Origin of the sequence: Natronoglycomyces albus, from assembly GCF_016925535.1 — a bacterium.
Lineage (GTDB): Bacteria > Actinomycetota > Actinomycetes > Mycobacteriales > Micromonosporaceae > Natronoglycomyces > Natronoglycomyces albus.
Map to the genome: position 1 here is coordinate 1,841,103 of NZ_CP070496.1, position 20,216 is coordinate 1,861,318.

Annotated in this window: 17 protein-coding genes and 1 pseudogene; 9 read left to right on the forward strand and 9 right to left on the reverse strand. The window is 63.3% G+C overall.

Annotated elements, in window-relative coordinates; all coding sequences use genetic code 11:
- Window positions 1-44: 44 nt before the first annotated feature.
- The 7 genes from JQS30_RS07795 to JQS30_RS07830 form a co-directional block, all read right to left on the reverse strand.
- The gene (locus JQS30_RS07795; RefSeq protein WP_213172788.1) at window positions 45-1,238 is read right to left on the reverse strand and encodes an alanine racemase; all 1,194 of its coding nucleotides are present in this window, start codon (window positions 1,236-1,238) and stop codon (window positions 45-47) included.
- Window positions 1,239-1,249: 11 nt separating this feature from the next.
- Window positions 1,250-2,878: an IucA/IucC family protein gene (locus tag JQS30_RS07800; RefSeq protein WP_213172789.1), complete on the reverse strand. Its 1,629-nt coding sequence runs from the start codon at window positions 2,876-2,878 to the stop codon at window positions 1,250-1,252.
- Entirely contained in the window at window positions 2,875-4,287 is a 1,413-nt protein-coding gene (locus JQS30_RS17520; protein ID WP_281398788.1) for an IucA/IucC family protein, read from the reverse strand. The genes JQS30_RS07800 and JQS30_RS17520 overlap by 4 nt, the downstream gene beginning before the upstream one ends.
- A gap of 65 nt (window positions 4,288-4,352) precedes the next feature.
- Window positions 4,353-5,591: a J domain-containing protein gene (locus tag JQS30_RS17525; RefSeq protein WP_281398789.1), complete on the reverse strand. Its 1,239-nt coding sequence runs from the start codon at window positions 5,589-5,591 to the stop codon at window positions 4,353-4,355.
- Between the two features lie 383 nt (window positions 5,592-5,974).
- Complete coding sequence (locus JQS30_RS07820) at window positions 5,975-6,490, reverse strand: hypothetical protein (RefSeq protein ID WP_213172790.1); 516 nt, start codon at window positions 6,488-6,490, stop codon at window positions 5,975-5,977.
- Window positions 6,483-8,342, reverse strand: a complete 1,860-nt coding sequence (locus JQS30_RS07825; RefSeq protein WP_213172791.1) for a dynamin family protein — start codon at window positions 8,340-8,342, stop codon at window positions 6,483-6,485. Before JQS30_RS07825 ends, JQS30_RS07820 begins: the two co-directional genes overlap by 8 nt.
- A complete protein-coding gene (locus JQS30_RS07830) occupies window positions 8,339-9,862 on the reverse strand; it encodes a dynamin family protein (RefSeq protein ID WP_246498115.1) in 1,524 nt (507 codons plus the stop codon). Before JQS30_RS07830 ends, JQS30_RS07825 begins: the two co-directional genes overlap by 4 nt.
- 149 nt (window positions 9,863-10,011) lie before the next feature.
- Here JQS30_RS07830 and JQS30_RS07835 point away from each other — a divergent pair, with 149 nt between their 5' ends.
- Window positions 10,012-12,432: a LuxR C-terminal-related transcriptional regulator gene (locus JQS30_RS07835; RefSeq protein ID WP_213172792.1), complete on the forward strand. Its 2,421-nt coding sequence runs from the start codon at window positions 10,012-10,014 to the stop codon at window positions 12,430-12,432.
- 7 nt (window positions 12,433-12,439) lie between these two features.
- Entirely contained in the window at window positions 12,440-12,961 is a 522-nt protein-coding gene (locus tag JQS30_RS07840; RefSeq protein ID WP_213172793.1) for a LuxR family transcriptional regulator, read from the forward strand.
- Here JQS30_RS07840 and JQS30_RS07845 read toward each other — a convergent pair.
- Window positions 12,958-13,755 carry a TetR/AcrR family transcriptional regulator gene (locus JQS30_RS07845; protein ID WP_213172794.1) on the reverse strand — a complete coding sequence of 266 codons (798 nt, stop codon included), beginning with the start codon at window positions 13,753-13,755 and terminating at the stop codon, window positions 12,958-12,960. The genes JQS30_RS07840 and JQS30_RS07845 overlap by 4 nt on opposite strands.
- Before the next feature lie 212 nt (window positions 13,756-13,967).
- Between JQS30_RS07845 and JQS30_RS07850 the strand changes: the two are divergent.
- From JQS30_RS07850 to JQS30_RS07860, 3 genes and pseudogenes are all read left to right on the forward strand, one after another.
- Window positions 13,968-14,804, forward strand: a pseudogene (locus tag JQS30_RS07850) (ATP-binding cassette domain-containing protein); the annotation flags it as partial.
- Window positions 14,805-14,814: 10 nt separating this feature from the next.
- A complete protein-coding gene (locus JQS30_RS07855) occupies window positions 14,815-15,651 on the forward strand; it encodes an ABC transporter permease (RefSeq protein ID WP_213172795.1) in 837 nt (278 codons plus the stop codon).
- 129 nt (window positions 15,652-15,780) lie between these two features.
- Window positions 15,781-16,089, forward strand: coding sequence for a putative quinol monooxygenase (locus tag JQS30_RS07860; RefSeq protein ID WP_213172796.1), 309 nt, complete (start codon window positions 15,781-15,783; stop codon window positions 16,087-16,089).
- A 56-nt stretch (window positions 16,090-16,145) separates the two neighbouring features.
- Here the strand turns inward: JQS30_RS07860 and JQS30_RS07865 are convergent, their stop codons facing one another.
- Window positions 16,146-16,877, reverse strand: a complete 732-nt coding sequence (locus tag JQS30_RS07865) for a DUF6319 family protein (RefSeq protein WP_213172797.1) — start codon at window positions 16,875-16,877, stop codon at window positions 16,146-16,148.
- A gap of 183 nt (window positions 16,878-17,060) precedes the next feature.
- On the opposite strand from JQS30_RS07865, the gene JQS30_RS07870 reads away from it, so the two are divergent.
- From JQS30_RS07870 to JQS30_RS07885, 4 genes are all read left to right on the forward strand, one after another.
- A complete protein-coding gene (locus JQS30_RS07870) occupies window positions 17,061-18,200 on the forward strand; it encodes a glycosyltransferase family 4 protein (RefSeq protein WP_213172798.1) in 1,140 nt (379 codons plus the stop codon).
- 24 nt (window positions 18,201-18,224) lie between these two features.
- Window positions 18,225-18,881 carry a PAQR family membrane homeostasis protein TrhA gene (trhA, locus tag JQS30_RS07875; protein ID WP_213172799.1) on the forward strand — a complete coding sequence of 219 codons (657 nt, stop codon included), beginning with the start codon at window positions 18,225-18,227 and terminating at the stop codon, window positions 18,879-18,881.
- Window positions 18,882-18,955: 74 nt separating this feature from the next.
- Window positions 18,956-19,537, forward strand: coding sequence for a hypothetical protein (locus JQS30_RS07880; RefSeq protein ID WP_213172800.1), 582 nt, complete (start codon window positions 18,956-18,958; stop codon window positions 19,535-19,537).
- Between the two features lie 51 nt (window positions 19,538-19,588).
- Complete coding sequence (locus tag JQS30_RS07885) at window positions 19,589-20,206, forward strand: sulfotransferase family protein (protein ID WP_213172801.1); 618 nt, start codon at window positions 19,589-19,591, stop codon at window positions 20,204-20,206.
- Window positions 20,207-20,216 lie beyond the last annotated feature (10 nt).

Sequence of the window (20,216 nt, forward strand, 5' to 3'; positions counted from 1 at the left end):
CCCGAACGGGGGTAGCCAACCGAGTTTGGTTGGCTACCCCCGCCTCAATCGGCCAACAACAATTGCGGCGGCTCATGCCGCAAAAACCGATCATGCGAAATCTCCCACCCATAGGCTCCGGTACGCGCAAACACCAGCCGATCCCCAACCCGAAGCCGACGCACCGGCTGCCGACGCGCCAACACATCCTTAGTCGTACACAACTCCCCAGCCACCGTGACCAGCTCATCGACCAGGCCAGGTCGATCCCACACATACGGCCACTCGTCGCGCTCCACCACCACAAACGGATGACTATAACCCCAGGAAGCCGGAAGCCGGAAATGATGTGTCCCGCCCCGCACCACCGCAAACGCCTGCCCGTGACTGACCTTCACATCCACGACCTCCGTGACATACCAACCCGCATCAGCGGCAAGATAACGCCCCGGTTCAAACACCAACTGCGCCGAGCCCACCTCACAGTCAGCCAACAACTCGCCCAGCACCTTCACATCAATGCGATCCCCACGCGGATCCGCACCCAAACCCCCGCCCACATTCACATACCGCAATCGCACGTCAAACTGCCCAGCCAGTCGCCGACTATAGGCAACCGCCTCGCGCACATGATGCGCGTACGTACGCGCATCCACACAATTGGACACCGCATGGTGATGAAAACCCACCACATCGACATCCCTCATCCCCAACGCCAGCGCCAATACCGAAGGCACTTGGTCCTCACTGATTCCAAATGCCGTTGGCTCTCCTGACATGCGGTGTGAACCAGACACTGGGGAGGAGGAGCGATTAACTCGTAGGGCTACCTGTGCCTTGGCTTTTGCGGTCTTGGCGGCGGCCGCCAGACGATGTAGTTCGTGCACGCTTTCCACGTGCACCACGATGTCAGCTTCTGCTGTCAGTGCCGTTTGCAACGCCATGTCGCTTTTGGCTGGGCCTGACAAGGCCACTTGCATTGCTCCTGCTTCTAGCGCTGCGACCAATTCTCCGGCGCTGGCGACTTCGATGCCGTCGCATGAGTGGACCGCTCGTGCCAAGAGGCCAGGTATGGAGCAGGCTTTCATCGCGTAGAGGATCTGTGCCCCTGCTGGTAGGTGTGTGCGTAGTTGTTCGATGTTGCGCGTGAAGGAGTCTCGGCTGTAGAGGTAGGCCGGGGCTTCGCATGTGGTGGCGAGGTCGGCCACGTGCGTTGGTATGGCATCGGGTGTGGGTTGGTCGTGGTCGTGAAGCGTCACAGAGGTCTCTCCTATGGTGCTCTGCGTCGTTCCCGATGAGCATGTAGCGGATTGTCCACGGGCAGGTATTGATCAGAGGTCTGCCGCAGCCGCATCGTCAACATTGCTTTGGTGGGAAGCGTCGCGGCGAAGTAGTAGTCACGGTCCTGGGCGGGTATGTCGGTTTGGGCGATGAGGTCGGCAACGATCGCCCATGCCTCTTGGTGCTTGATGAGACTGTCGCTTACCAGTGCCTCGATGACAGCGCCAAGGTGGTTGTGTATCACCGTGAACGCGACCTTGCGGTGGGTTTGCATGCGGTCGGTTGTGGCGATGGGAGCGTTGTCTGGGAAGTTGACTGTGAAAGGCAATTGTGGTTTCCACAGACGTATTCCGCCCAGGTCTCGCACAATAACCGCTTCTGGGTGTGGACCGTTGAAAGCGATCAGCGTGTTTTGTTGGTGTCCTTCGATTCCGATGCCGAAGTGAGCCGATAGATGTAGTGCGGGTGGCAGTAGGAGGCGCACATATTTTTCCAGCCAGTTTTGCGCGGCAACCTGTGGCGCACACGTGTTTTGGCTGGCTGCCCAGGAGATGTATTCGCCGGCTAGGGATGTTGTTGCGGTGGGTGAGGGGCATGGCAGCGCGAGTGCTGGTACTGGGGTGGTTCCGGGTGGGGTTACCTCGGCGAGGCTGGATCGGGCGATGGCGGTTATGTCTCGACTGTGTGGATGCCAGGCGGAGGCGGTGTCGGTGAGAAATCGCCAGTTTTTGAGGATTGGGTCTTGTAGGGCGTTGAGTTTGCGCGACAGCTTTGGTGCCAATCGGGCTGTGGTTGGTGAGATTCCGCGGTCGGTTGAGGTGATGCGGATGCCGAGGGACAATTTCACGAATCCGCTGCGGTGTGGTGTGTGCAGGGTGCGTATGGATGCGGTTGGCCACGCTGTGAGGGTGTCTCCGGTTAGTGTCAAGGATTTGTCGGTGAATAGTTCGGGGTGTCGGTGGCGCAGGTGTTGTAGTTGCCAGGGGTGGATGGGCAACACTGTGGCGTCGCCGTCGGGTTCGATGAGTCCGGGTATGGGGTGCCCGGCAGTTTTTAGTCCTTGTGCGCGTACTAGGGGGACATTGAGTGGTTCGGTGGTCTCGAGGTCGTATGCGGTGAAGTCGTGTGGTTTCCATCCCAGTCGTGTGCGGGCTAGGGCGTGTAGCCAGTGTCCACCGGTGGCTAGTGGTTCGAGGTGTCGGGTGATGTGGTGGTCGAATTGGTGTGGTTGGAGTGCGGCGGTGTAGTGCGCTAGTCCTTTGTCGGGCGAGGTTGCGACTGTGGTGGCTAGGGTGTCTCGATGTGTGGTGGCGCGATTGGTGGCTAGTTGGTGGCCGTGGACGGCGCTGGCGAAGTCGGCGGTTAGGTGGGTGGGGGTGGGTTGTCCGGTGATGGCGGTGAGGATGTCGTCGGCGGGTGCGGGTTGGCCGTTGAGGGTGGGTGGTTGGTGGAGGGTGAGGTGGTTGAAGGGGCTGTGGGTGGCGGTGAAGTGCAGGGGCCCGGATGCGGTGTTGAGTTGGTGGTGGTCGCCGTTGATGGTGGTGCGGTTTCGGATGTGGTTGAGGTTTTCGCGCCAGGCGGCGGCGATGGTGCGGGTGGCGACGTGGGTGTGGGTCACGGTGTGGTCGTCCGTTTGGTGAGTGGGTTGGTGGTGTATGCCCATATTTCGGCGGTGGGTTGGTGGGAGAGTCGCATGGCGGTGGTGGCTTTGAGGGGCCACGGTTTGCTTAGGGTTGCCTTAGCTATTTCAGGATAGTCTCTTGTGGCGGCGTGGGCGGCCTCTGCTAGGTGTGTCCACCACATGTGGGGGTCGATGTGTGTGTACCAGTGGCTGAGCGCGTCAACTAGTTGGTTGAGGGTGGTGTGGTAGGCGGCCAGGAGTTTGCGGGTGCGGGCGGGGGCGTGGGCTTCGTGGAGTGTTCCGGGGAGTTCTGGGGCGAGGTCGGCTGGTATGGCGATGCCGCCGAGGTCGCGGTAGATGATTCCGGTCGGGTTGGGGCCGGTGAGGGTGATGATGGTGTTTTGCCCGTGGGCTTCGAGGGCGACTCCGGTGGTGCCGAGGAAGGTCAGTGGCCGGGTGTAGAGCTCGCATAGTTGTGCCCACCATTGTTCGACGCTGTGTTGCGATTGTTCGATGAGGGCGGCGGCGATGGGGCGGCCGGTGGTGGGGCATTTTTCGGCCAGCGCGGCGATGGGTGTGGGGGTGGTGCCGGGGTGGAGGGTGTGGGGGGCGGGGCGGGTGATGGCGGAGAGTGCGCCGGGTTGGGGGTGGTTGGTGGTGATGGAGGATTCGCCTTGGAGGGTGATGCCGTGGTCGGCGAGGGGGTCGGTGAGGTGGGTGGTGAGGTGGGGTCCGCAGGTGGTGGCGTTGGGGGAGACGCCGCGGATGGCGGAGGTCATTTGGATGTCGATGGCGAGTTTGATGTGGTGGGTGCCGGTGGAGAGGGTGCGGAGGTTGGCGAGGGGGGCGGTGTTGGGCAGGTGGTGGGTGGGGTCTCCGAGTTGGGTTTGGTAGCGGTTGGCTTGCCAGGGGTGGACGGGTAGGGAGGTGGGTGGGTGGGTGCCGGCGGTGGTGGTGCCGGTGGGTGGTTGGTGGTGGGGGAGGTTGATGGTGGGTTGGTGTTCGGGGGCGTAGGTGCGGGTTTGGGTGTCGGTGAGGGGGTGGCGGTGGCGGGCGAGGGGGTGGGTGGGGTGTCCGGTGAGGATGAGTTGTTCGAAGAGGACGGAGGGGTCGGGGTGGTGTTGGTGGGCGGCGGTGAGGATGTTGGTGGGGTGGGTGGTGGCGGCGGTGAGGGCGAGGGCGTAGCCGTGGGTGGCGTGGGTGATTTCTTGGGTGAAGCGGTGGGCGTGGGGTGAGTTGCCGGCGAGGTGGGTGGCTAGGTGGGTGGGGTTGGTTTCGGTGCCGGTGTTGGTGCCGGGGAGGGGTTCGTGTTTGGCGGCGTGGTGGAGGCGTTGGCAGATGGCGGTGCGGGCTTGTTGGTGGTGGTGGGGGGTGATGGTGGTGTTTTGGTGTGCGTTGGTTTCCACGCCTCGAAGGTACTCGGGGTGGGGTGGGGGTGGGTAGGGGTTGTGGTGGGGGTGACGGTGTGGGGTTAGACGGGGCTGGTGTCGGGTTGGGTGGGGGTGAGTTGGATGGCGGTGAGGCGGTCGCGGAGGCGGCGGAGGGTGGGGAGGTGGAGGTGGTGGGCTTGGGGGGTGAGCCAGGTTCCGATGTCGGAGGCGGCTTGGTTGGTGGGGAGGTGGCTGATGGTGGTTTCGGTGCTGATGATGCGGTCGTCGGGGAGGGTGGGCCAGATGATCCAGCCGCGGATGTGGGTGTCGGGGAGGGTGTGGCGTAGTTCGTTGATGATGTCGGGGAGGGTTTCGGGTGTGGCGTCGTGGGGGTGGCGGGGGATGGGTGAGGCGATGATGGCGGCGCGGTTGCCGGCGAGGATGAGGTAGTCGGCGTGGTGTCCGGTGGTGGTGGGTACGGCGGCGAAGAGTCGGGCGGAGGGGATGTGGGTGAGGAGTTCGCGGAGGAGGGCGCCGGTGGCGCGGTCGGCGCGGGGTTGTTGGCCTGGTGGGGCGAAGGCGTTGTATTGGGTGAGTGCGGGTTTGATGGTGGCGCGTAGTTGGATGGTGAGGCGGAGTCGGCGGATGGTCCAGGGGACGGCTAGGCAGGCGAGGGCGTGGAGGGTGAAGGTGATGCCGATGGGGGAGGCGGAGGTGAGGTAGAGCATGGTGAGGGTGGCTAGGCCGGTGAGGATGGGGCCGGTTTTGGGGGTTTTGGGGGTGGCGGGGCGGGTGGATGCGTAGGTGATGAGGATGGCGGTGGTGGAGAGGAGGGGGATGGCGGTGGCGTGGAGGAGGGCGCCGTGGGTGTGGGTGAGGAGGGTGTGGGTGTAGAGGATGGCGGTGGCGATCCAGGTGAGGATGGCGCCTGCGGCGAGGCTGGTGCGGGTGAGGAGTGAGGGGGTGTGGGTGAGGCGGTTTTTGTGTATGCGGGCGTGCCAGGGTAGGGCGATGAGTTCGGTGGTGGTGGGGTTGTTGGTGGGGGGTTGTTTGGTGGTGGGGTTGATGCGCCAGGAGTGGGGGCGGCGGTGTTTTGAGCGGGTGTGGGTTTTGCCGTAGCGGCGGGCGGCGCGTTTGCCGTATTGGGCGAGGTCGTATTCGCGTCGGTGGCTGGGGTTGGAGAGGGTTTCCCAGGCGGTTTGGACGGCGTGGAATTCGGTGGTGGTGCCTCCGGCGTCGGGGTGGGTTTCGTGGAGGCGGCGCAGGTATGCGCTGCGGATGGTTTTGGGGTCCGCTTCGGGTGTGATGTGAAGTGTGCGGTAGTGGTCGGGTTCGCTCACGCCGTTGCTCCCGGATCAAGGTCAGGCGAGTGTGGGAGTTGCGCGCATGTGTGGGGGAGCGTGTGGTGTTGGCGTTGTGGTGTGTCCCCGTGGTGTCGCGCGTGTCCCGTGTCTGGTGACGGATTTACGACAGGTTCTCAGGGAGGGAAGTGTATCTATTGTTGGTTGGTTTGGGCTAGGGATTGGCGTGACTTTTGCTGGAGTTTGTGGATTTGTTGGTGGTTGGTGTTGTACCCGCACCTACCTGCGGATTGACTTTTGTCGATTTGGTTGTTGCGTTTGTCCTGACGCGACAAGTGAATGCCTCATTGGACAGTCGAATGGTGCGACGGTGGACGCGTTTTTGTTCGCCACCGGCCATCGCAAGGAATGTTCGAGTTCTTTTAGTTACTCCACCAGCGCGCCAACGCCGAAATGCTGGGGTCACGGTCGGCCTGGGCCGCCTCCCACGTGTCGTGGCCGCCCAGATCCGCCGGAGAGGGTGAGTCGAAATCCCCGCCGGGAATGAAGGCGACCGATTCGTGGCTGCCCAAGGCATCCACATCGGTCCAAGGGAACCCGTCAGATGGTTCAGGGGTGTCAATGTCCAGAATGGGTGGGGCCTGCCACGCCTGATCGGTGTCGCTGTAATTCTCAGCCACCAAAGGCAACTGCGGATGAGCCTCCACCGGGCCGGAATCGTCCAGAAACGTCCACTCCTCTTCGGGGAGACTCCCATTGGGTTCACCCTGACCCTGCAAGCCCACATCGCCCTCAGCGGCATCGCCAGTGTCGTTGACATCCAGATTGGCCCACGCATCAAGGTCTTCAAAGTCCGAGGGAAACAGCGGCCCATAGGCCTCGTCTGACTCGTGTCCCTCGGGTTCGTGGTCGTCGAGGTAGTCGTTGAAGTCATCCATGGAAGGCCCCTTGGGGAGTGATGGTGCGGGTCTTGGCCAGAACTTCGTCCAGCTGGCGAACTTTTTGACTCATGGCATCACGGCGACGCTTGAGCTGATCCTTTTTCTTAGCGCGAAGGTCCTTGTCAGCAACAGCGGCGGCCTCGGCGGTGCTGATACGGGCATCGATGGCCTCACCACGACGTCGCAAAGCCTCATCCAAAGCAGTGGTAAAGACGTACTCGATCTCGGTAAACCGATAGGCCACCTCCTCTTGCAGCGCAATACGAGCATCGACGAGAACATCGCGAACCCACCGGGCCGCGGCCTGCCGGTCACCGGTGATCTTGCGCCGATACAACAAAAACGCCCCAGCGGCGACCCCAATACCGATACCAGTGGCCGACAGCGCGGCGGTGGCCACCGTACCCAGGGCCCCCAACCCCAAAGCCCCAGCCCCAGCGGTGGCGGCCCGACCAGCCAGGAAAGCCACCCCAGCGGTGGAGGCAATCAAGAGAGCCGAATCGGCGTTGGCCTCCCTGCGGCGCCTACTCGGAGAAGTCGCGGTCAGCTGCGTGTGAATAGAACGGGTCGCCCTATCAAGCTCCGATTCAGTCAACAACTCAGACAACACCCGATGAGCCAGCAGCATAAACCTCTCGTGCAACTCCTGAGACAAACGCGAAGAGATAACCTGAAGAGCAACATCAAGCTTCTGCGGAAGAGCCTCGAGATCACTCTTCGAGGCACGTTCAGTATCGGTCAACAAAGACTCTTCGAGCTCCTTGAGATGACCCTTCAACCGAGAACCAACCTCAAGACGAGCACGAGCCGTCTCAGTACGCAAAGCCAAGTTCGCGCTGCGACTTTCGCTGTTCTTACGCTGAGCCAACAGCTTCTTCTCTTCACGCAGACGACTCACCACCTCAGGATCGGGATCCCAATCGGCCATCTCCTCCCCAGCCTCGGTAGCCAAACGCGCGAACTCAGAACGAGCCGCCCGCACCACGTTAGCCTCAGCCAACGCAGTGGAGGCCGAAGCGGCCGCCAACAGCGCCCTTTGCAGTTCACCCAAGCCCGACTGGGTGATGAGGGTGTGCTTGAGGTCGCCCTCGTAATGGTGGGCCTGTTGAGCCAAAAGAGCCGAGACCGGGTAATGAGCAGCAGTGCGGAAGCGGGAGGCGTGAGCGGCCAGGAGGTTCTTGTTTTCGGTGGCGATGGTGTGCCATCCAGGGTAGGCGTCGATCTTGGTGGTAGCGAAGACGACGTGATTGACCCGGCGGGAAGCCTCGACCAGGAAGGCCAGTTCAGTGGCGGTCATGGGAGTGGAAGCGTCGGTGACCATGAGCAGACAGGTGGCGCTGGCGGCGGCTTCGAGAGCGATGTGGGCGTGGTCGGGGTCCAGCCCGCCAGTGCCGGGGGTGTCGATGAGTCGGATGTGTTTGAGCAGCCCAGCGGGGTGACTGATACGCATGCGGCGTGGGGGCGCGATGCCCTCGGGTAGTTGTCCCAGCGCCGAGGCCCAGTTGGGGATGTCCTCGATCGGCACAGCGATGGGCTGATCGTGTCCAGGTTGCCAAGCTTGGGCTGCCAGGGTGGGGCCATGGACGAATTCGATGTAGGTGGAGGTGGCGGTGCGAACATCGACCGGGGAGAGTCCCGGCGCGGCCAACAGGGCGTTGATGAGGGAGGATTTGCCGCGTTTGGTTTCGCCGACCACGACGATGGATGCCTCACCGTGGGTGGATTGGGCCAACTGGTCGATGCTGGCCGCGGCAGTGGGATCGATAGTGCGCAGGCTTTGCCGAGCCGCTTGAGCGGCCTTACGGCACAAGTGCGTGATGTCGCTGCCGTGTGCGGAGGCGGTACTCATGAGGCGGCCTCCTGCTGAGAGTTGAGCTGTTGGGCCAGGAGGAAGAAACCACGGTGGGCCACGTGAGCGACGCGGGCTTGTTGAGGGGTGGCCATGCCGTTGGCGAAGGCACGCCAGCGTGAAGCGGCACTGAGTGCGGCGGTGCGTAGTTGCCGGTCGGTAGCCCCGGGCATGGCCAGCACCTGTGCGGGATCTTGGGTCAGCGCTAGCCGGGCCACCTCGGCTTCCATGTCTTCGGGGAGTGCCACCTGAGCGGTGGTGACCGCTGCGGCGGCGTCGAGAATCTTCAGCTGGTGGAATTCGGGCTTGGCCAGCAGCGTTTCGATGCCAGCGCGGATGATGTCGCGGTCGGCGTCGGTGGCGTTGGCCGCGTGTGCGCTCAGGCGCGAAAGCGCGAAGGAGGCTTTGATGATGTCGGCCCTTTGGGCGAAGGACTTGTGGAGGGTTTGTTGCAATCGGGGGTAGCCCGAGGCGGCTTGGAGCAATCGCAGCAGGTCGGCGGTGGCCAGGTGTGGGTTGGCGCGTAGTTGGGACAGTGCGAAGGAGATGCCGTACAAATCGAGGCGTTCCAGCAATCGGGTGCGGGCCTCGACGTCGACATCGCACGGCAGGGAGGTGAACAGGCCCACCGCTGTGCACATGAGCTGTTGGGTGGTTTGGGGGAGGGTCGCGATGGTGCGCAGGTGTTGGCAGTCGGTGGCGGTTAGCTGCCCGGCTTGAGCGGTTTCGGCTAGGAGGCCCACCAGTGGCACCACGTCGCAGACGTTGCGGCGTAGTACTTGGGCTTGTTCGCGGGCCAGTTCATCGGCGGTGGGCCAGGGGTCGGCTCCTGCTTGGGGGGCTAGGTGGTCGATTTTGTTGAACAGGGCCAGCGAGTTGACCGGGGAGGAGGACAGCTTGTGGGTGAGGGAGGCAAACGCTTCGAGGGCGTCGATGTCGTCGGAGCGTACTTGTTGGGTGAATACGTAGATGATTGCCTCGGCGGCTTCGGCGGCCGATTGGGAGTCATCGTCGATGTCCTCGGCTAGGGGCGCGTGGGAGAGGGCGGCGCGTGCGGCCTCGGAGATGGAGTCGTTGACTGATTGCAGCCCGGGGGTGTCGATGACGGTTAGCTCGCGCAGGTTGTCCGAGGCCAGGGTGACGTTGAGGTAGGCGATGTGGGAGGTGGGGCGGTCCAGGTGTTGTGGCACCATGCCCGCGTCGTCCAATGGCATTGAGCAGGTGGTGCCGTCGCGGCCGACGATGTCGACTCGGTCGGTGGGCCCATAGTGGTATTCGGTGACCAGTCGGGTGCATTCACCAGCGGCGGTGGGGGCTACGCGGCGCCCAATCAGGGCATTCACTAGAGTGGATTTTCCGGCCTTGAGGCGACCGGCGACAGCTACCCGCAGGGGCTGGTTGAGTTTGTCGGAGACTGGTTGGATCTTGGCGCGCGTCGCAGGTGTGACCTCGGTGACCAATTGCCGACACAAGGCAAGTACTTGGCCTGTTAGTTCACCGGTCACCTGCATACTCCTCATCGCCTCTAGTGTGCATGGACTAAATCGTGGACTGCAATATGTCGGGCGCTCTCATATGATGTCACTATCGGCCCGTTGTGCTTTCCAACTTAATGCCGCAACGCTTGCTTTCACCTCCCTGATTCGTGCCAAACGAAGGAGCGTCCCTCGTGCCCGAGACGGCCCACCTGCACCCTGCCAGCCACGCCCGTGCCGTGGAGAGGGTGTGCGACCTGGCCGACCAGGGTGCCTTCGTTACGCTTGTGGGGGCCGCCGGGGCTGGCCGATCGTGGGTGTTGCAGCAGGTTGCGCACCGATTTGGGTCCCGAGCGTTTGTGGGTGGCGGATTGGCCGCGCTTTCGTCCCATCCGGCGTTGGCGCTCATGCGAGCGCTGCGGGTGTCACTGCCGGGCGATGATGTGGCTCTATGCGCTGAGGCGGTCCTGTCGCGCACTCGTGGCGGCGTGGTGATCATTGACGATGCCCAGTTTTGCGATCCGGTCACCTTGGCGGCCCTGCCGCTTTTGGCTGGGCGGGTGCCCGTGGTGGTGGCGTTGCGTCAACCACATCGGCTCAGCGATACGGTCGAGGCCGCGCTGCTGGAATGCTCCCAGGTGGTCACCCTTGGCCCCTTGGAATACCAGGAAGCCGCCAGCATTGTCACCGCGATTCATCCCACCGCCCACCGGGTCGACATCGACCGTATCGTCAAAGCCTCAGGCGGTAACGCGGTGGCGCTCAAAGCCCTGGCGTGGCGTCACCGTACTGGCGCTGCGCACCGGGTGGCCGCCTCCGATGCGGAACTCACAGCGCATCGCGACAGCGATGCGGCCCTAGAGGCCATCGCCGAGGCCATCGCGGATGTGGATCGGGCCTGCCGTACCGCCTTGGTCGCCTTGGGGCTCCTGGGGCGACCCGCCCACGCCAGTTTGCTGGGAGACGCCGCTGGGCGCCTAGCCGAGGCAGGTTGGCTACGAGCAAGCCGGCACGGGCAAGGCTTTTGGGAACCGGTCTCCTGGTGGATGGCCGAATGCGCCGCCGGGCTGGCTGAAAAAACCGAACGAGACGACATTCACCGCCGATTGGGCATGGCCACCAAAGGTGTCGAATCAGCCCGCCACCTGGCTGCGGCCGGACTCGACGTCCCGGCCCGGGCCGCGGCCCTGACCGCAGCCGAGGAGACCACTTCGATTACCGACAAAGCCGAAGCCCTCCTGATAGCCCACCGGCTTAGCGACCAACCCGACCCCGACCTGGCAGTACAAGCCGGTCGGGCCGCGTTGGAGGCCGGACGCGGCCAGCAGGCGCTCGACGCGGTCGATGGCGTCGCCGGAGACCAGGCGGCCTGTATCCGCTCCTGGGCCCACCTATCGGCCGGACGTCGCAGCCAGGCATTGGAGGCAATCGACCAGGTGAAGGGGGCCGAAGCGGCCCGGCTGCGACTGCTGGCCAACCCCGAAGCATCCGTGGCTGACCACCTTGAGGATGAAACCGACCCGGCCTTGCAATGCGCCATCGCCGTAGCGCGCGCCCGCACCCGCCCCGGCTGGGAAGGCGACATCTCCCGGGCCGCGGCGATGGCAGAATCCAACGCAGACCTCCTGACGGCCCGGTGGGCCCTGTGGGCACTCACCTGCGCGCTCATCGACGAAGAACGCCTGGAGGAAGCCCACACCACCGCCACGGCCGCAGCGGCAGAGGCCAAGGCCGCAGGAGCCTACTCCTGGCACACCCGATTCATCTCCGCGGCCCTGTGGTGCCGCGCCTTGCAAAGCCACAGCCTCGATGAGGTCATCGCCGAGGGAGGAGACCTGGCCGACCGGGCCCTACCCGCTCACGCCCACGGACTCACCACCGCGGCCGTGGCGTTGGCCGAGGCCGACACCGGCGCGCTTCGCTCGGCGCGAGACCGGCTCGAAGCGGTAGGTGGCATCCCCACCGATATTGCCGCCTCGGTGGCCTGGGTTGCCTGCGAGGCGGCCTGGCTGGATGGACAACCGGCCGCGTTTGCTCACATCCCCTCGACGGGCCGTTCTCTGCCGGGGGGACTGGCTCACATCACCGCGCATTGGGCCGCTAGCGATGCCGGTATTTTCCCACCCCAGACCCCCGATGGGCGCTGGGGTGGCGCCGTGGAGACCACCTTGGAGGCCTGGCGGAAAGAAAACCCGCAGTCTTTTTGCCACGCCGCGGCCGCCTGGGATGGTCTGGCCGTGCGCGAACAGGCCCGATCGTTGATCGCCGAGGCCATGTTCGAGTCCGATCGTGACCGCGCCATCGCCTGTTTGCAACAGGCTGAGGCACTAGCCACCCAGGCGGGATTGGCGGTGCTGTGTGGCCGCATCCGCCGTTTGCTCCGCCAGCACAACGTGCGCCGTGATTCCCGGTCGCAACGTTCGGTCGGTGACATCACTCGCCGGGAAGCCGAAGTGTTGCATTTGGTCGCCGCTGGCGAACCCACCCGTCGTATCGGCCAGACCCTTGGCATCACCCCAGAGACCGTTGAGACGCATATCCGTTCGGGGATGCGTAAACTCGGCGCCCGTACTCGCACCGAAGCCGCTGTGCTCTTGGCCCGTCGAACCCAATGAGGTCACCATGCGCCCGCTACACGTTGTCGCCTCCACGGCCGAAGCCGAGGCCCTGATACGTAAATTGAGCCTGGCCGGATGGACCCGCCGCGACGGGTTCGCCCTCATGGACACCTCCTGGGACATCGGGCCGCAAACGCTGGTGTGCGTGGGGCGCCTGGGCGATACCCACACCGCCTCCCAAGCGGTGTTGGCGGCGGCTCGCGGCGCTGGCGTGGTGGCCATTTGCGACCCTACCGGGGCGTTGGGGCGGCGGGTGCGCAGAGACCTTGAGCGTATCGGCCCGCTGGGGTGGATGCCCGGTACAGGTGAGGCCAGCGCCAATGATGTGGGTTTGGATGAGCAGCAGTGCAAGCTGTTGGATCATTTGGCGCAAGGGTTGACCATTGCCGCTGCCGCCGAGGCTGAGTTTATTTCCTTGCGTACGGCCAATCGGCGTATTGCCGCGGCTCGGCGGTCTTTTGGTGTCTCCACTACTCGGCAGGCTGTGGTGGCTTATGTGCAGCACATTTCGGCGGCCGATGGCTAGGTGTGCCGGTCGGTGGCGCGGTTGGCTTTTTCCAGTTCAGCGATGCGGGCCTCGAGGCCGTCGAGGAGTGCGCTGAGTCCGAAGTGTAGTGGGTGGGGATGTCCGGGTGCGTTGTCGTCCCATACGTCTTCGTCCAACGCCTTCATGTGGGGGTATTCGCCGGTTTCCATGGCTCGTTCTAGGTAGGGCATTTGTGCTTGCCAGTATTCTTCGTCGCTGGCTTGCAGGTCGTCGGGGTGTTGTTGTGCGGCGGCCATGGCGGTGCGGGCGCATCCGTTGATGAAGTTGTCGATTGTTAGCAAGATGGCGATTTTTTCTTTGTCTGTGATGTTGAGGTTGGCGTAGGAGGCCAGTGTGGCTTCGAATCCGCGCAGCATTTTGGGGCCGAACACGGGGCGGGCTTGGTTGATTTCCAGCATCCAGGGGTGGGCCCGGTAGGTTTCCCACGCTTTGTCTGCCATGTGTTCGGCGGCCTGTCGCCAATGAGAGTTGCGGTAGGTGGCTTCGGCTTCGTCATCGATGGCGTTGAGGGTTTCGACCATGAGGTCCAGTAGTTCTCCTTTTCCGGGTACGTATCGGTAGAGGCTCATGGTGCCCGCGCCGAGTTTGTCGGCGACTGAGCGCATGGACAGGGCCGCTAGGCCTTCGGTGTCGGCGATGTCGATGGCGGCGTTGACGATGGCGGTGAGGGTCAGTTTTGGTTTGGGGCCGGGTTTGGAGGTCTCGTTGGGGGGCGTCCACATCAGTTCCAGTGAACGTTGTGGGTTACCTGCACCGGTGTGATAGCCAGCCATAATTAACAGACCTCCATATGGGTATGTTGTACGCGATCATTGGGTATAGTGTACGTTGATAAGTGAGTACGCGATACCCAAACAGGGATTAGTTCTGAGGAGTACCACCGTGAACACGCCCACCGTCGAAGCGACAGGCATCGGCAAAAACTACAAAAAAAACCACCGCCCTCACCGACTTCGGCCTCACCGTCCCCAGCGGAGAAGTCCGCGGACTCCTCGGCCCCAACGGGGCAGGCAAAACCACCGCCGTCAAGATACTCACCACCTTGCTACGCCCCGACACAGGGACCGCCCACGTTGGCGGCCACAACATCCGCACCCACCCAGCCCAAGTGCGCTCCTGCATCGGACTCACCGGCCAACACACCACCGTCGACGACGTCCTCTCCGCCAAACAAAACCTCACCCTCTTCGGCCGCCTCTTCCACCTGTCCAAAGCCGACGCCATGCGCCGCGCCGAGGAACTACTCGACCAATTCCACCTACGCCAAGTCGCCAACAAAGCCCCCTCCACCTTCTCCGGCGGCATGCGCCGCCGCCTCGACCTCGCCGCCAGCATGATCCTCGCCCCCAAAGTCCTCTTCCTCGACGAACCCACCACCGGCCTCGACCCCGCCGGCCGCCGCGAAGTATGGAACACCATCGGCCACCTGGCCTCCGGCGGCACCACCGTCCTGCTCACCACCCACTACCTGGACGAAGCCGACCAACTCTGCGACCGCATCACCCTGATCAACCACGGCCGCAACATCCGCGAAGACACCCCCGAAGGCCTCAAAAGAGCCATCGGCGCCGAAAGCCTCCACATCGTCGCCCACCACAGCGAAGACCTCAACACCATCAACACCATCATGGCCAAACACACCCACAGCGAACCGACCATCAACACCGAAACCCTCACCATCACCGCCACCTGCGACACCGGCGTGACCGCCCTCGCCGCCACCGCCGCAGACCTACGAGACCACCACATCGACCTAGCCGACATCAGCCTGCGCAAACCCACCCTCGACGAAGCCTTCATCGCCCTGACCACCGACGCCTAAGGACACCACCATGACCACCATCACCACACCCACCCCACCGAAGAACACCACCATGCGCGCCTACTGGGCGGTGCGCGACTGCTGGACCATCGTGGTCCAAGAACTCCACCACCACATCCGCCAACCCTCCATCTTCGCCTGGCAACTCGGCTTCCCCGTCGTCATGGTCTTGCTATTCGTCTACGTCTTCGGATCAGCCATGGACGTCACCGGAGCCGGAGCCGGCGAAGGATACCTCGCCTTCGCCATCCCCGGACTCCTCGCCATGACCATGTCATTCGGATTCATGAACACAGCCGTAGCCGTCGCCTACGCCAAAGAAAAAGGCTTCACCGACCGCTTCCGCTCCATGCCCATGGCCCCATCAGCCTTCGTCACCGGACGCGGCGTCGCCGACATCATCCACGCCGCAGTCGACCTCACCATCCTCATCCTCCTAGCCCTAGCCCTCGGATGGCGACCCGACAACCTCAGCGGAGTACTAGCCGCAGCCGCCATCCTCCTATGGCTACGCCTAGCACTCATCTGGGTCGGCGTCTGGATCGGCCTCCTCGTCGGCAACAGCGAAGGCGCCAACAACCTCTTCGCCCTCGCCTTCCCCGTCGGCATGATCTCCTCAGTCTTCACCCCACCAAGCATGATGCCCAACTGGCTAGGCACCATCGCCGCGTGGAACCCCGTCTCCGCCACCGCCACCACCGCCCGCGACCTCTTCGGAGCCCACAGCATCGCCTCAGACACCTGGATCGAAAACAACGCCGCAGCCGCCTCACTCATCTGGCCACTCATCATCACCGCGATCTTCCTACCCCTGGCCATCCACCGCTGGAAAAAACTCAGCCGCTAACACCAAAGGGAAAGCCCGGGAGCCCGAAAAACTCCCGGGCCCCACCCACACCAACCAACACCGCCAGCGCCTCTGGCCCCACCACAAATCGATCTAGCCAACCAAGCCACCGACAGCTACAGTCTGGACATGATCGTCGTACACGTCACCTTGCGCACCAACGAAAAAAACCGCCCCGCCACCATTGAGGCGCTGCGACAACTCCAAGACAACACCCGCAAAAAAGACCGAGGATGCCTCGCCTACAACTTCTCGGCCGACCTCGACGACGCGAACACCTTCTACTGCACCGAAGAGTGGACCTCCATGGGCGCGCTAGAAACCCACCTAGCCTCCGACCACATGGCCCAATCCGACGCGACCCTAGAAAAACTCCTCACCAGCAAAGCCGACGTCTCGGTCTTCACCGCCCAGAAAGCCCACATCCCCCAGCCCTAAACCAGCCCCACACAAACATCCCCCGCATCGGACGATGCGGGGGAGTGCCTTTATCCCTACTGCAACTGCGCCAAACGCGCCTCAGCGGCCTCCAACTGTGCCCGCAGCGCCTCAGCCTCAGCGCGCGCCTTCTGACGCACGCCCTCCAAGACCTCCTCAGCCACCGCATCCACCTCAGCAACCTCAGCGGCGTGAATCATCTTCTGCGCCACCGAAATATCCACCGCCGTAGCCGCCACCACCTTGCGCGCACCACGCGAAGCCGACACCTCCCAGGCCCCATCATGGAACGTCAACGTCACCGTCAACTCCGGATGCTTATCCTTAACCTTCGCCCGCTGCCGTGGAGCCGACTTCTTCTTAATCTTCGGCTCAACTACCTCAGACACACCATCCCCCTTCTTTGACACCGAATCTTCCTTCACCACAGAGGCGACCGACGAAGCCCTCTGACGAGGCACATCGGGCTCATCGTCATCCAACAACAAACCCGGCCCCGGCGGCGCAGCCACAGACTCCACCACCGGCGCAGGCTCGGAAGACTTCCGACGCCGCGACAACTCGCCGCGCTGCGGAAGCCGCACCTCATCGGCCGCGAACGGCAACTGATCGCGACCAAACGCCACCACCACAAAGTCACCCTCACGCGGCTGCGTCAGCTCAACAACCTTCCCAGTCCGGCCCGACACCTGCCCGGCCAGCTCCGTGAACACCACTCGCGGCTTCTTACCCGAGGCCAACGTCGACTCAACCGTGGCAATATCTGCCTCAGACAGACCCACAACCATCACATCCCTTTACACAGGTAGGTCACCTATACACCTACCGCATGCCCCCGACACCCCACACCACAACCCGCCCCTCACCAGCAGCAACGAACCCACCCCGGTTAGCGAGAACGACCACCCAAAGCCACCACGACGTCAACACCGATCCACCACGACGTCAACCAAACCCGCCACAGTGACACCATGAAAGTCGCACTCATCACCGAATCCTTCCCACCACACATAGACGGAGTCGCCGGAAGCGTCCTCCGCAGCGCCGAACACCTCCACGCCACCGGCCACCAACCCCACATCATCGCCCCCGCCCCACCCCGAAGCCACCACCGCGACCACTACCCCTGGCCAGTCAACTACGTACCCTCAATCCCCATACCCAGCTACCGCAGCTTCCGCGCCGGACTACCCACCGCCACCCTGACCGACACCCTCAACCACATCCGACCCGACATCATCCACCTAGCCAGCCCCATCGGATACACCACCACCGCCACCACCTGGGCCACCAAAACCCACACCCCAACCGTCGCCATCTGGCAAACCGACCTCCCCTCCTACACCGAGGCCTACCACCTAAAAAGCGCCGCAAACCTCCTATGGAAACACCTACGCCGCATCCACAACCGCGCCAACCTCACCCTCGCCCCCTCCCACAACGCCCGCACCCGACTCGAAACCAACGGCATCAACAACGTCAAAATCTGGCCCCGCGGCGTCAACCTCACCCAATTCCACCCCCGCCACCACAACCAAACCCTCAAAGACGCCCTATGCCCCAACGGAGAACTCCTCGTGGGCTACATCGGCCGCCTCGCCCGAGAAAAAGAACTCCCCACCCTCAAACCCCTCACCGAACTACCCGGCATCCGCCTGGTCATCGCAGGAACCGGCCCCCAACGCCGCCGCCTCGAACGCACCCTCCCACGCGCACTCTTCCTCGGCAAACTCACCGGAAACCACCTCAGCGCCCTCTACGCCACCCTCGACCTCTTCATCCACACCGGCCCCCACGAAACCTTCGGCCAAACCCTCCAAGAAGCCCACGCCAGCGCCACCCCCGTAGCCACGGTCAACGCCGGCGGAGCAGCCGAACTCGTCACCCACCACCGCGACGGAATCCTCCTACCAACCAACAACCCCGGCACCATCGCCCGCACCATCGGCCAACTACAACCCCAACGCCACACCCTGGCAACCTGGGGCCAAGCCGGACGCGCCAAAGTCGAACACCGCAGCTGGCACGCCATCGGCAACCAACTCATCACCCACTACCAGCACGCCCAAGGCCACCACCGCGAAAACCAACCCGACCCTACTGGCGCGTAACCACGCGTGTCGTAATATCAGCCCATGACAACCGCCACCACCACCGACACCACCCCCCGCCTACGCGGCTGGCTCCACCTAGCCACCCTCCCGATCATCATCATCGCCGGACTCACCCTCACCGCCCTCGGGCCCACCCTCCCCGCCCGCGCCGCCGCCGCCATCTACGCCCTAGCCTCCATGTCACTCTTTGGCATCTCCGCCCTCTACCACCGCGCCAACCTCACCACCCGCACCCGCCTAGCCCTCAAACGCTTCGACCACGCAAACATCTACCTCATCATCGCCGGCACCTACACACCCATCGCCCTCATCGCCCTCGAAGGCACCCCCCGCATCATCGTCCTCGCCACCATCTGGATCGGCGCCACCGCCGGAGTCATCTTCCGCACCGCCTGGACCGCCGCCCCCCGCTGGCTCTACACCGGCCTCTACATCGCCCTAGGCTGGATCGCCATCTTCTTCATCCCCCAACTCCTCCAAGGAGCCGGAATCACCGCCACCATCCTCGTCATCTGCGGCGGCATCCTCTACACCATCGGCGGCATCATCTACGCCCTCAAACGCCCCAACCCCTCCCCCCAATGGTTCGGATTCCACGAACTATTCCACTCCTTCACCATCGCCGCCTACATCACCCAATACATCGCCGTCTCCATCGTCATCTACACCGCCACCTAACCACCCCCACCACCACCAAAGGAACCATCACATACCCTCAACACCACACCCACCACAAACAAAAGGAAACACCCATGGGGCAGCCAGAACCACCAGCACTACCAATCACCCACCACATCGCCAACAGCACCACCAAAAACCGAGCCCTCGCCGCCCTATGCGCCACCATGGCCCTCAGCTGGACCATCACCACCCTCCTCGTAACAACCAACAACCCCGCCCGAGAACTCGCCTCCACCATCGACTACGCCATCAACCTCACCCTGCTAGCCGCCAACCTCATCGCCGCGACCGGACTATGGATCACCGCCAACAACCTCACCCACGGCGAAACATCCACCCCCGCCGAACGCAACAAACACTTCCTCATCGCCGCCCTATGCATCGTCACCGCCAGCGCCATCATGACCATGACCGACGTAGCCATGTACAACGAACGCATCGCCCACGCCACCGAACACGAACTAGAATCCGGCGACATCACCGCACTACAAAACATCACCCGCTGGACAGTCTTCACCTTCTGCATAGCCGCCAGCGCCGTCATCGTCGCCATATTCGCCATGCTGGCCCGACACCGCGCCGCCAGCGCACTCACCAAAGAAACCTTCATCGCCCAGCGCCAAGAACGCTCCAACGACCACACCGGCTGGTAAACCCAACGCACAACAGTTGAGCCACCACCCCCACAGCCCTAAACTCAAACCATGCTCACAGTCATCGGAGCCGGCCTACCACGCACCGGAACATCCACATTGCGCCAAGCGCTCACCGAACTACTCGGCCAACCCTGCCACCACATGACCGCCGTAGCAGCCGACCCAGAAACAAACATCCCCGCCTTCACCAAAGCAGCCCAAAACCACCCAGTGAACTGGGACAACATATACTCCAACTACGCGGCCGCCGTCGACTGGCCCACCTCCGCATTCTGGCCCGAACTCACCGCGCACTACCCCCAAGCACTAGTCATCCTCTCCGTACGCGACACCCCACAGGACTGGGCTCGCTCCATGAGCGACACCATCATCCCCACAATCCTGAACCCACAAAACCGCGACCACGAACCACCCGGATTCGACCGCATGGTCAACCTCATCTGGAAACGCGCACTGGGAATAACACCACAGGCCGACCCCAAAGACCTCGCCGAAGCCTACACAGCACACTGCCAGGCAGTCCGCCACCACATCGACCCCGCACGACTCCTGGAATGGAACGCACGCCAAGGCTGGCAACCACTGTGCGACGCCCTACAACTACCCGTCCCCAACAAACCATTCCCACACCTAAACACCACCGCAGACTTCAACCGCGACCACTAAAACCCACACA